Origin of the sequence: Pseudomonas syringae, from assembly GCF_001698815.1 — a bacterium.
GTDB lineage: Bacteria > Pseudomonadota > Gammaproteobacteria > Pseudomonadales > Pseudomonadaceae > Aquipseudomonas > Aquipseudomonas syringae_A.
Map to the genome: position 1 here is coordinate 1 of NZ_LGSI01000004.1, position 12174 is coordinate 12174.

Here is a 12174-nt window from a genome sequence, read left to right on the forward strand (position 1 = left end):
CTCCTACCGGTTTCGCATCCGCCCGGTAGGTCAAGCCCACCGAGGTGCCAGATTCGCGAGCAAGCCTCGCTCTAACAAAACCGGTTGCGCACTTTACTCGTCCAGCGAGGATCCGATCATCTGCGCCACTTGCCGATAAACCTGCGGGCTGGAGACCAGTAGCGGGTTGCCTTGGGTCAGACCCTGGTTACGCAGGAAGTCGTTTTGCAGGCCGCCGGCCTCTTTGACCAGCACCAGTCCGGCCAGGCAATCCCAGCTGTTGATGTGGGTTTCGTAGTAACCGATCAATCGCCCTGCGGCGACGTACGCCACCATCAGCGCCCCCGAACCATTGCGGATGAAGGTGCCACCTTGTTCCAGCAACTGGGTAATGAACGGAATGAAGTGCTCTTTGCCGCGCCGCAGGGATGTGCCGACGCCCATCACGCCGTGGCGGATATCGGGTGCGCTGTTGACGCTCAGGCGCTGCCCGTTTAGCCAGGCGCCCTGCCCCGAACAGGCATGAAACAGCTCGTCATGGATGGCGTCAGCAACTGCGCCGACCATGGGTTCGCCGTCAACCAGCAGGCCAATGGATACGCACCAGGCGTGCAGGCCGTTGACGAAACATCGGGTGCCATCGATGGGATCGACGACCCAGATACAGCGCGCATCAAGCGTGGCGCCGCCGGTTTCTTCGCCGAGAAAACCGTCGTCCGGGAAGCATTCGGCCAGCCGTTTCTTGATAAAGGCCTCGGTCTCCTGATCGACGATACTCACCAGATCCTGCGTCTGATCGCCCTTGTGATTGACGATTAAACTTTCCCGTTCCTTGTAAGGGCCAAGGGCACGACGCGCAGCTTCCATCGCCAGGTCTCGGGCGCATTCATACCGGGCCTGCAAGGCTTCGGGGCTCAATGGAGCATCTATTGAAGGATGACGCTGCATGGGTCGCTCCTGGTCGGTCTTGGCCATGTCGAATTCAAATGAAGGAGAATTCTTGGTGGAAAACAGCGGACAGGACGTATTGAAAGGGGAGCCATTCTGGCAGCGCATAAATCTGAAGTCGACCCTCGAAAAACGGAAGACTGGCACTGCCATCGCGCTTGACGCGAAATCGGCGGTGACGTGATGACGAAATATCACAAAGACCTGACCCAAAATATTTCAACGTTACTTACGGCGCATCCACTCACGCTCACGCATTACAGAAACACTTCCTTGAATCAACTATCAACCTGACACCTGTAAGTTAATCAAGGTTTTATATGTAAAGAGAACCATTGCGACCGGGAGGTACATCAACGCAACGCCTGTCTAAAGTGCCAAACAACCAGCGCCATTTTTTTGGAAAAACCGAATAAATGGCCAATTGCTACTCAAGCCGTAACTCGATAGACTTACTTTCCATAAGGACATGGTTCTCATCCATTAATAACTCTCTATTTGAGAATCCATATGCCCGTAGTGACCCATGAAGTTGCGGTACCTGAGGACCGCTTAAAACGTCTTCCGCTGATAGTGCTCACGATTCTCTTCATCGGATTCGTCTGCATTGCCTTGCTTGGCTTACTTGCACTGCATCTGGTCGAGGCCAAACGGCATGAATTGCAGCAGGCTGAGATATCTTCATCCAATATTGCACGAGCGATGGCGCAACAAGCCCAAGACACCTTCGATGAGGCGGATTTCGCTCTGCAGAATCTGCTCGGCTGGCTGCAAGCCTACGGCCACGAGTCGCCACAAAAAATACGTCTTCACGACCTGCTGCTCAGCCAGGTTCAAGCGCTGAGCCAACTGCATGGTCTGTTCGTCTTTGACGCCCATGGTAACTGGTTGATCAGTTCATTTGCGCAGATGCCTACCGAGACGACTGTCGCTGATCGCGCCTATTTTAAATACCATGAAAGTAATCCCGATTTGTCACCGCATATTGGCGCGCCCATTCGCAGCCGCGAAAACGGCGAATGGATCATTCCGATATCGCGAAGGATCAATAATGCCCAGGGAGAGTTTGGTGGCGTGGTACTTGCGGCGCTCAACATGACGTACTTCGATGACTTCTTCAAAGGTTTCAATATCGATGCCAATGGAGCCATGTTGCTTGCTTTGGCCGACGGAACATTGCTCACCAGACGGCCCTGGACTAGCCATCTCGTTGGCGTATCAATCGCTGAGGGAGAAATATTTCGCGAGCATAACGCCAATCCCCTGTCGAATACTGCGTTGATCAAATCCACCCTCGATGGGCAAGTCAGAATCGTGGGTTACAAATGGCTGGCCAAGTATCCGCTGGTTGTGGCCGCTGCCAGTTCAGAGGATGCCATTCTTCATGAATGGTACAACACTGCTTATCGCACCAGTCTGATCACGGGCGGCGTTATTGTAGTGATATGTCTTTTTGGTTTTCTGGTAATAGTGCAAGTTAAAAATGTCATACGGGTGGAGGCGGATCTGCGCAAGGCGCAGAGCGCTCTGGAGCTTCTGGCGACCCATGACACTCTGACCGGTCTCGCCAATCGCAGGTTGTTTGAAACGACGTTCAAAACGGAATTGAAACGCGGAGCACGCCAACGACAGCCTGTCAGCCTGATCATGATGGATATCGATTTTTTCAAAAGCTTTAACGATGCCTACGGGCACATTGCGGGTGATCGTTGTCTGGCGCAAGTGGCCGAGACCGTGCAGCAGAGCAGCCAGCGACCTTCGGATCTGGCCGTCAGATTCGGAGGCGAGGAATTTGCCGTACTGCTGCCTGGTACCGATGCCGCGGGCGCATGGGTTATTGCCGAGTTGATTCGCAACCGTGTCGCGGACCTGAATATCACTCACAGCGCCAACCCTCTCGGCAAACTGACCATCAGCCTCGGTTGCCACACGCTTATTCCCACGGGCGAGGAGGCCATTGCTGACATCATCGGTAAGGCCGATACAGCGCTCTATCACGCCAAACGAACGGGCCGTAATCAGACAAAGGTGTTCGAGACTGAGCCCCTCCTCCACGTTTGAACATCTCAGCCTTCACCGACCGACATGCTTTTTGAGTGCATGGGGAGCATCCGGCACGTCCATGTTGATCTTGCGCCACCTCGCCTCGGCAAAGCTGTAAACGGCAAACGCCATCAAGCCGACTGCGACCACAGACAGTACCAGCCAGCCCATCGGCAGGCTTTGCAGGCCTTTCATGGCGTCCTTCATGCCCGGTGGGTGCATCGCCTCATAACTGGAACCGCTGATCGCCAGCAGCGCGGCGATCTCGATAAAAGCGACGCCACGCGCGATCAGGCCGAAACGGGAAATGGGCCGCACGTAACGCATGACCTGTTCGTCGGCTTCGAAATACTTCTCGAAGGTCGCTTTCCAGCCTTTGACGATGTGAATGATCCCCACCACCAACGGCACCAGCGCTGCGAGATAAATCAGCAGGTTCGAGTGATCCCATGACAGCAGTGTCGCCAGAAAGTCTTCGGTCTTGCCGCCTTGGGAGCCACCGGAACTTTTCAAGCCGCTGATCAGCAGGCTCAAGGCAAAGAACGCCAGCAACGCATTGCTGACGGCACCCGCCAGCAGGCCTGCTCGAATGGCGATGCCTTTGAAACCCGTGCCGTGATGGTCCACATCGCGGGTCGCCTGCAACAGACGCCAGGCGGCAAAGGCGATCAACCCGACCACGACGATGCCCACCAACACATGCCCAAACGGCTGGCTGAGCACTTTTTCCAGGCTGCTGTGGCTGTCAGTCGGCTGCCCGGAACCCAGAGCAGCCAGCAAAGCGAAAGCACCGATGATGAGGTACACCAAACCACGTGCGGCGTAGCCACCGCGAGCGAGTAATACAAGGCCACGATTGGGCGACATGTCGAAAATCCACAACGAGAAGATATGGCATAGACAAGGACAACGAGTGGTTCGTTGCAGCGACGTGCGCAACTGTCTCTCTCAGGTTGACAGTAAAACGCTAACCAGCCGCTTTATCACTTTCTTGATGAACACTAATCTATGTCCATGGTGCTGAAACAGCCCAACCATTGCTCACTGATCATCAAGGACTATCATCATGAACTTCATCCAGAAAGCCGCTTCCCTGACCGTACTTGCCCTGTCCATCAACACTGCCTTCGCCGCTGAAAGCACTTATGTCGAACACCAGACCCAGGGGTTTCTCAACGCCCTGGCAGCAGGTGGCGGCAAACCTCTTGAGCAGCTGAGCCCGAAAGACGCGCGTGCAGTGCTGACCGGAGCGCAACAGTCGGTGAAGGTTGATCTTTCCGGAGTTCAAGTCAGTGACCGCTCCATCAAAGTGGCGGGCGAATCCATCGGTTTGAAAATCGTGCGCCCCGCCAACGTCAAAGGCGACTTGCCGGTGTTCATGTTCTTCCACGGTGGCGGCTGGGTGTTGGGCGACTACCCGACTCACGAACGCCTTATTCGTGACCTGGTGGTGAATTCCGGCGCCGTGGCGGTTTACGTCAACTACACGCCGTCCCCAGAAGCGCACTACCCGACTGCGATCAACCAGGCTTACGCTGCTACCAAATGGGTTGCCGAGCATGGCAAGGAAATCGGCGTCGACGGCTCTCGCCTGGCAGTGGCCGGTAACAGCGTCGGCGGCAACATGGCAGCGGTGGTCAGCTTGATGGCCAAGGAACAGAACACCCCGAAATTGCGCTTCCAGCTGTTGCTGTGGCCGGTGACCGATGCGAAGTTCGATACCGGCTCGTATAACGAATTCGCCGAGGGTCACTTCCTGACCAAAGGCATGATGCAGTGGTTCTGGGACAGCTACACCACCAACGCCAGCGAACGTGCGCAAATCCATGCCTCGCCATTGCAGGCCAGCACCGACCAACTGCGCGGCCTGCCGCCCGCGCTGATCCAGACTGCCGGCGCCGATGTGCTGCGCGATGAAGGCGAGGCCTATGCCCGCAAACTCGACGCCGCCGGGGTCGATGTGACTGCGGTGCGTTACAACGGCATGGTTCACGATTACGGTCTGCTCAACCCGCTGCATCAGATTCCGGAAGTGAAAGCCGCCATGCGTCAGGCCGGTGCCGAACTTAAAGCGCATCTGAACTGACAGAGCCTCAGCCACAAAAAACGCCGCGACCCCGAAAAGGTTGCGGCGTTTCATCGGTTAGGCAATTTTTCGCTGGCTCATCCACCCCAATCGGCGCAGGATTTTCTCGCTGATTTCTCGCCGCTGACGCGCGGCATGGTGTTCACCGACTTATTAATGGAGATGCTTACCGATGCTTATCCAAATTGAAGAAGGTACTCACGGGGCCAATTGGATCGTGAAGCTGGACAACTACCCGGTCAAATGTCGAAGTTTGATTGAAGCCAAGGAGTTTGCTGACCGAATGGCTTCGAGACTCAACGCACCGCATACCTTTCCAGCGAAAGCTCAGGGCAAATCGGCAAGACAGGCGTCTGCCCAAGCTCGCTGAGCATGCTCGACGTTGTATCAAGCCCGGCGATTGCCGGGCTTCGCGTTTCTGCGACATCCATTTCACGCGCCTTTCACGTTTGCGCCCCTAACCTGCAATCACTCCTGTTGAATCCCATTGGCCCGCCGTGTAGCGGGTCTTTTTTTGTCTGGGATTTGTCGGATCGTTGGAGCGAGCGGGCGGCGTTCCGACTTGCCCGCGAATCAGCCGCCTCGGTGGCCCAGACATACCGCGTTATCGCTCTTCGCGAGCAAGCTCGGCTCCTACAGATTCAGTGATTCGTTGGCGCGAGGCTTGCCCGCGAATCAGCCGCCTCGGTGGCCCAGACATATCGCGTTATCGCTCTTCGCGAGCAAGCTCGGCGCCTACAGATTCAGTGATTCGTTGGAGCGAGGCTTGCCCGCGAATCAGCCGCCTCGGTGGCCCAGACATACCGCGTTATCGCTCTTCGCGAGCAAGCTCGGCTCGTACAGATTCAGTGATTCGTTGGAGCGAGGCTTGCCCGCGAATCAGCCGCCCCGGTGGCGCAGATCCACCGCGTTATCGTTCTTCGCGAGCAAGCTCGGCTCCTACAGATTCAGTGATTCGTTGGCGCGAGGCTTGCGCGCGAATCAGGCGGCTCGGTGGCCCAGACGGACCGCGTTATCGTTCTTCGCGAGCAAGCTCGGCTCCTACAGATTCAGTGATTCGTTGGAGCGAGGCTTGCCCGCGAATCAGGCGGCTCGGCCCGCTATTTCGGAATGTGAGACTTTCTAAATTTAATTTAATTTGTAAGTAGAAATTTCGCGATATTTCCGTGGTCTTTAGTTCATCACTTCAACTAATGGTCCCAGAAATGAAATTTTCGAAGTTCTCCCAAGGCCTTTCTAAATGGGCCGGCAGCGCCAGGACATTCATGGCGGCAATCGTGCTGATAGGATTGTGGGGCTTGAGCGGGCCGTATTTTCACTACAACGATACGTGGCAGCTGATCATCAATACCTCGACGACGATCATTACCTTTCTGATGGTGTTCCTGATTCAAAACACGCAAAACCGTGACAACGACGTGCTGCACATCAAGATCGATGAGTTATTGCGCGTGACCAAGGACGCTCAAAACGCGCTGTTGAGCCTGGACAATCTGGACCAGAAAGAACTCAAGGCGCTGCGTAAGGAATACAAGGCATTGGGGGAAGGTGAAACATTGGACGATCCGGCGAAAGCAGAATAAATTGCTCAATCCCGTGGGACCGGATTTATCCGGGAAGACGTCGTTGCAAGCAACACATCTGCGGGGCCTGGCAAATCTTCGCGAATGAATTCGGCCCCACGGGTAAATACGATCATCCGTGGGACCGGATTAGCAAAACGAGGTCATGCTGCTTTGCTAACCGCCGACAGCTGTTTTTTCAGCTCGGCTTTCAAGGTTTCCATCTGCGCGCCGATTTCTTCCAGACGCTCTTTGCCGAGCAATTCCTTGCACTGCGGGAACATCTCGGTCTCTTCTTCCTCGATGTGATGCTCAAGCAGCTCCTTGACGACCTTCACTCGACCAGAGAATTCCGGCGTACCTGGATCGGTAATCTTCAGATCCGGCAGGACCAGGGAGTCCACAGTGCGATGTTCTTCCTTGGCTTCGTAATACATGATGTCCTGCTCCTTGCTCCCGGCTTCCTTGAAAGCGGGATACAGGATTTCTTCCTCAAGCTGGGTATGGATGGTGAGTTCCATTTCCAGCTTGGCCAGCAAATCGGTACGTTTCTTGATCGCGCGATCGGTGGACTCGCTCAGCTGAGTGAGGATGTCTTTGACGCGCACATGGTCTTGTTCCAACAGTTCGATAGCGTTCATCAGGTATCTCCGCAAGATGGCGACTGTATGCGTCGCCTTGATTTTTTAGTTGCTGGTGCCGCCTCAACACTTAAATCGTGTAGTAACTAACAGAGCAGCTTTCATGCCCAAAATCCGATAATTAAAAACACTAATAAAATCAACTAATTAGTAAATAACTGACAGTTTCCGTCCATGCAAAATGCATGAATAACGCGTCGCGATCCGGCATTTTGCGTCGTGTTAGAAAGTGATATAGCCCGCTCAACATCCAACGCTTCACCGCTTATCCGAAGCGTGGAACTCCGCCTGTTGCCTATCGTTCAAAAGTGTAACCGGAGGTTTATTTCTACTCACTGGTGATGTTCCAGACCGGCAGGAGATACCCAGATGGCTACGGCGAATAAAGACAAGTACACCGACAAACAGAAGCGCAAGGCTGAACACATAGAAGAAGGCTACGAAGCTAAAGGTGTGTCCAAAAGCGAAGCAGAAGCCCGGGCGTGGGCTACCGTTAACAAGCAATCGGGCGGCGGGGAGCGCAAAGACGGCTCGGGGGAGAAGAAATCTTCAGCAGCCAAGGCCAGCGCTCGCAAGAGTTCCGCCAAGCGCGCCGTCGCAACTCGACACGGTGCGCCACGCAGCAACGAACCGCTGGAGTCACAAACCAAGGTTGACCTGATGCAACGCGCACGCGGCCTGAACATCGCGGGTCGGTCCAGCATGAGCAAACAGGAGCTGATCTCTGCGCTGAAAAAAGTGTCGTAGCGCAGTGTTGGCAAGCCATCGCGTCCATGGGAGTTGATCAATGAGCGGATCCGGAACGAGCATAAAAAAAGCTGCCGTAGTTCTCTTGTCCACCCATAAAAAGCTCGCAACACACGAAGTCGTCGTGCATCAGGCTCTCGCGGAAAAACTCGCAGGGTTGCTCGGAACGCAATTTGAAGGCCTGTATGACAGTGCCATCCATACTCAACCTGGCCTTTATTACGTTCCTTCCGATACGCTGATCGGCAAGCAGGAACACAGCGCGCTGCACATCGATGACGCCAACGACCTGTTCGGCGGGCTGATCTCGCAACCGTTCATGGCCACCAAAGCCATCTCCCATCCGCTTATACCCAACGCCACTGCCAAACCACCCGGCTGGTCCGAGCAGTTTGACGAGCAAACCGCAGACGCGGTGCTGGCCGGTTATACCGTGTTCAATCAACAGGACGCGGATCGCGCCGGGCGGCTGATTCTGGCCAATGGACCGGTGCGCATCAAACCGGTTCTGGCTACGGCGGGTCGTGGACAAATCGTCGCGCACGATGAAACCGAGCTCGACCAGGCCATCGCGCAGCAGGACATGGAAGAAGTCGAAACCTGGGGGCTGGTGCTGGAAGAAGACCTGACCGATGTCGTGACCTTGAGTGTCGGTCAGGTCAGCATTGCCGGCATCACCGCCAGTTATCACGGCACCCAATGCCTGACTCAGGACAATCAGGGCGAAACGGTTTATGGCGGCTCAAAGCTGTGGGTCGTGCGCGGCGATTATCAGACGCTGCTCAGGCAACCCCTCGACGAATCCGTCAGGCAAGCCATCACTCAGGCGATGCGTTATGAGCAGGCGGCCTTTGAGTGTTTTCCGGACTTGATCGCTTCCCGGCGCAATTACGACATAGCCCAAGGCACCAACGCCCAAGGCAAGCGCTGCTCTGGCGTACTTGAGCAATCCTGGCGCATCGGCGGTGCCAGTGCGGCGGAAGTCGAGGCTTTGCTGGCATTCGCTGCCGATCCCGAGTTACAGGCGATTTGCGCCTCGACCCACGAGATCTACGGCCCTACCAAGGTTGTGGCAGGGGCCAATGTGCTTTACGAGGGCGACGACCCGGACGTGGGATTCATTACCAAATTCACACAGGTTCAACCTTATGAGTGTCAGCAGTGAAAGCATTGAAATTGCCGTAGATAACCAGTCGATCTCGGGAACAATCCTGACCCCTAGCGCGAAAATCCCTGGCATCCTGTTCGTCCACGGCTGGGGCGGTAGCCAACAGCGCGACCTGGCGCGGGCGAAAAACATTACCGGCCTGGGCTGCGTATGCCTGACATTCGATTTGCGCGGCCATGAGCGCACCCATGAAATGCGCGCGCGCGTGTCTCGTGAAGACAGCCTGGAAGATTTAGTCGCCGCTTATGACAGGCTGGTCAGTCATCCGGCCGTGGACGACACCGCCATCGCCGTGATCGGCAGCAGTTATGGCGGGTATCTGGCGACGATCCTCAGCGGCATGCGCCCGGTCAAATGGCTGGCCTTGCGGGTGCCGGCGCTGTATTGGGATGCCGACTGGGAGATGCCCAAGCAAGAGTTGGATCGGGACAAGCTTGCCCACTACCGCCGCTCGGCCGTGACCGCAGCGGACAATCGCGCGTTGGCGGCGTGCAAGGAGTTCAAGGGGGATGTGCTGCTCATCGAATCAGAACAGGATGATTACGTGCCCCATGCTACGTTGATGAGTTATCGCGGGGCGTTCGAACTGGCACACTCGTTGACCTATCGGCTGGTGGACGGCGCCGACCACGCGCTGAGCAGTGATATCAGCCAGAGCATGTACAGTTCGATGCTGACCAACTGGATCAGCGAAATGGTAATCGGCGCACGTCTTGTGGATTACCCGCATCATTCGTCGAAATATTCCTGAGGTATTTCGACCCGGTTTCAGTCACGAAGGCCTTCAGCGAAGGCCTTCGACTTAAGCGGCCTAGCTGACAGACAACACGCCTTCGACACCTTCCGGCTCACCGACACGGCTGTCGAAACCAGGCGTGAGAATCACCTTGCGGCAATCCTCCTCTTTCTTGTCGAAGATCTTATAACCCGCAGCCGCCTCTTCCAGCGACATCCGGTGGGTGATGATCGCTTCGGGATTCAGCGCGCCGCTCTCGATGTGTTCCAGCAGCTCCGGCAGATAGCGCTGCACGTGAGTCTGGCCCATCTTGAAGGTCAGGCCTTTGTCGAAGGCATCGCCGAACATGAAGCCGTGGATGAAACCTGCGTAGACACCCGGCACGCTCACCGTACCGCCGCGACGAACCGCAGCGATGCACTGGCGCAACGCCTTGCCGCTGCTGCCTTCGAGCTTGAGGGTAGCGAGGATGGTTTCCGTGGTGCTGCCCTTGGCCTCGAAACCTACCGCATCGATCACGCCGTCAACGCCGCGCATGCCGACGGTCTGGCGAATGATGGTATCGGCCGGATCATCGTCATCGTCGAAGTTGATCGGGATAACGCCATACGTGGCCTGCGCATATGCGAGGCGATACGGGTGGTGATCGACCATGAAGATTTTCTCCGCACCCAGCATCCTCGCACACGCCGCGCTGAGCAGCCCGACCGGCCCGGCACCATAAATCGCGACGCTTGAGCCTTTGCCAATGCCGGCGTTGAGCACCGCTTGCCAGGCGGTGGGCAGAATGTCGGAGAGGAACAGCACCTTTTCGTCAGACAGCGTGCCCGGCACTTTGAACGGCCCGGTATTGCCCTTGGGTACCCGGACATATTCGGCCTGACCGCCCGGAATCCCGCCGTACAGGTGACTGAAGCCAAACAGCGCAGCGCCAGGTGGAATCGACTTTTTATTCAGAATCGCGCCGCGTCCGGTATTGGTGGTTTCGCAGGCGGCGAATTGATCCAGCTGGCAGAAGAAGCAGCTGCCGCAGGCGATTACAAACGGGATTACCACGCGGTCGCCCGGCTGGACCGCTGTTACTTGAGAACCGACTTCCTCGACAACCCCCATGAACTCATGCCCAAAAATATCGCCGTGCTCGGTGGCCGGAATCTTGCCGCGATACAGGTGTAAATCCGAGCCACAAATAGCCGTTGCGGTGACTTTCAGAATGATGTCGTCCGCATCCTGAATGACTGGATCGGGAACAGTTTCGACCCGGACATCATGGGCCCCGTGATAGGTAAGTGCGCGCATGGAGTTCTCCTGAACAAGTGATTCGTTTTGATAATCATCAATTGAAGTACTTGAATAAAGGGAGACCGTTCGAATAACTAAAGTTCAGGCCTCGGCGCAATAAGTTGACCAGCGGCCGCACCGTTACATCCCGCAGCGCAGCAGCGTTATTTCATGCACCGTTCAGCTTTTTGCACTGAACCCTTCAGCCAACTAACCTCTAAGGAGTTGACACGGCTGCAAGCCGTAATCTGGAGGCTGCTTAGAGCAAGAGGGATTTGCCATGACTGCACACTTCATTAAATTGTTCACTCACCCCGAACATGCATGGCGGGACATTCGCCAGGACGAAGAACAGCACCCGCGACACTATTTGCTGCATCTGCTGCTGTTGGCGTTGATACCCGCGATCAGCCTGTACATCGGCACGACGCAAGTGGGTTGGAGCCTGGCGGAAGGTGAAAACGTTCGCCTGACCGCGAGCAGCGCGCTGCAGCTGTGCGTGATGCTCTACCTGACCATTCTGGTCGGCACGATCATCATGGGTGCGTTCATCCGCTGGATGTCTCGTACGTTCGAGGCGCGGCCGACGCTCAATCAATGCATCGGTTTCGCGGCCTATACCGCTACGCCGCTTATGCTTGCCGGGTTGGCAGGCCTGTATCCAAGTCGCTGGCTGGCAATCGCCGTGCTGGGCCTGGCTGGCCTGTATTCGACGTACCTGTTGTTCGTCGGCATCACGACCTTCATGCGCCTGGATGAAGGCAAGGGGTTTCTTTATGCCGCAGCGGCATGGGGCATAGGCCTTCTGGTGCTAGTGACGTCGCTGGTCGAGATGATTCTGCTCTGGTACAACCAACTCACTCCGGAATACCTGCGGGATGTGGCAATGCTGTCGACATGGCTGGTGTCGGGAACCGTCTGAATAGCGCGGCCCTGCCAGGCGGTAAAAACTGCTGTGCGACAACTGCCGACCGGTAAATACT

Annotated in this window: 13 protein-coding genes; 9 read left to right on the top strand and 4 right to left on the bottom strand. The window is 56.1% G+C overall.

Annotation, left to right across the window (positions count from 1 at the left end):
• Positions 1-93 precede the first annotated feature (93 nt).
• Positions 94-927 (bottom strand): inositol monophosphatase family protein, encoded by an 834-nt coding sequence (locus AFK24_RS00790; protein ID WP_065831434.1) that lies wholly within the window; start codon positions 925-927, stop codon positions 94-96.
• Here AFK24_RS00790 and AFK24_RS00795 point away from each other — a divergent pair.
• Together AFK24_RS00795 and AFK24_RS00800 are read left to right on the top strand one after the other, a co-directional pair.
• Positions 926-1111, top strand: coding sequence for a hypothetical protein (locus AFK24_RS00795; RefSeq protein ID WP_065831435.1), 186 nt, complete (start codon positions 926-928; stop codon positions 1109-1111). The genes AFK24_RS00790 and AFK24_RS00795 overlap by 2 nt on opposite strands.
• Positions 1112-1437: 326 nt before the next feature.
• Positions 1438-2988, top strand: a complete 1551-nt coding sequence (locus AFK24_RS00800; protein WP_065831436.1) for a sensor domain-containing diguanylate cyclase — start codon at positions 1438-1440, stop codon at positions 2986-2988.
• 12 nt (positions 2989-3000) lie between these two features.
• Here AFK24_RS00800 and AFK24_RS00805 read toward each other — a convergent pair whose 3' ends face one another.
• Positions 3001-3837, bottom strand: a complete 837-nt coding sequence (locus AFK24_RS00805) for a DUF1206 domain-containing protein (protein ID WP_065831437.1) — start codon at positions 3835-3837, stop codon at positions 3001-3003.
• Positions 3838-4036: 199 nt separating this feature from the next.
• Here AFK24_RS00805 and AFK24_RS00810 point away from each other — a divergent pair, with 199 nt between their 5' ends.
• The 3 genes from AFK24_RS00810 to AFK24_RS00820 all read left to right on the top strand — a co-directional run bounded on the left by AFK24_RS00810 (position 4037) and on the right by AFK24_RS00820 (position 6639).
• Positions 4037-5056: an alpha/beta hydrolase gene (locus AFK24_RS00810; protein WP_065831438.1), complete on the top strand. Its 1020-nt coding sequence runs from the start codon at positions 4037-4039 to the stop codon at positions 5054-5056.
• Between the two features lie 172 nt (positions 5057-5228).
• Positions 5229-5426, top strand: coding sequence for a hypothetical protein (locus AFK24_RS00815; RefSeq protein ID WP_065831439.1), 198 nt, complete (start codon positions 5229-5231; stop codon positions 5424-5426).
• A gap of 835 nt (positions 5427-6261) precedes the next feature.
• Positions 6262-6639: a low affinity iron permease family protein gene (locus tag AFK24_RS00820; protein ID WP_065831440.1), complete on the top strand. Its 378-nt coding sequence runs from the start codon at positions 6262-6264 to the stop codon at positions 6637-6639.
• Positions 6640-6782: 143 nt separating this feature from the next.
• Here the strand turns inward: AFK24_RS00820 and AFK24_RS00825 are convergent, their stop codons facing one another.
• Positions 6783-7259 (bottom strand): hemerythrin domain-containing protein, encoded by a 477-nt coding sequence (locus AFK24_RS00825; protein ID WP_065831441.1) that lies wholly within the window; start codon positions 7257-7259, stop codon positions 6783-6785.
• Between the two features lie 369 nt (positions 7260-7628).
• On the opposite strand from AFK24_RS00825, the gene AFK24_RS00830 reads away from it, so the two are divergent.
• The 3 genes from AFK24_RS00830 to AFK24_RS00840 are packed head-to-tail and all read left to right on the top strand — an operon-like array spanning position 7629 to position 9925.
• Complete coding sequence (locus AFK24_RS00830; RefSeq protein ID WP_065831442.1) at positions 7629-8006, top strand: Rho termination factor N-terminal domain-containing protein; 378 nt, start codon at positions 7629-7631, stop codon at positions 8004-8006.
• A gap of 40 nt (positions 8007-8046) precedes the next feature.
• Positions 8047-9171 (top strand): DUF3182 family protein, encoded by a 1125-nt coding sequence (locus tag AFK24_RS00835; RefSeq protein ID WP_065831443.1) that lies wholly within the window; start codon positions 8047-8049, stop codon positions 9169-9171.
• Positions 9155-9925 (top strand): alpha/beta hydrolase family protein, encoded by a 771-nt coding sequence (locus AFK24_RS00840; RefSeq protein WP_065831444.1) that lies wholly within the window; start codon positions 9155-9157, stop codon positions 9923-9925. The genes AFK24_RS00835 and AFK24_RS00840 overlap by 17 nt, the downstream gene beginning before the upstream one ends.
• A gap of 60 nt (positions 9926-9985) precedes the next feature.
• Here AFK24_RS00840 and AFK24_RS00845 read toward each other — a convergent pair whose 3' ends face one another.
• Positions 9986-11209 carry a zinc-dependent alcohol dehydrogenase gene (locus AFK24_RS00845; RefSeq protein WP_065831445.1) on the bottom strand — a complete coding sequence of 408 codons (1224 nt, stop codon included), beginning with the start codon at positions 11207-11209 and terminating at the stop codon, positions 9986-9988.
• A gap of 262 nt (positions 11210-11471) precedes the next feature.
• On the opposite strand from AFK24_RS00845, the gene AFK24_RS00850 reads away from it, so the two are divergent.
• The gene (locus AFK24_RS00850) at positions 11472-12113 is read left to right on the top strand and encodes a Yip1 family protein (RefSeq protein WP_065831446.1); all 642 of its coding nucleotides are present in this window, start codon (positions 11472-11474) and stop codon (positions 12111-12113) included.
• The last annotated feature ends 61 nt before the right edge of the window (positions 12114-12174 follow it).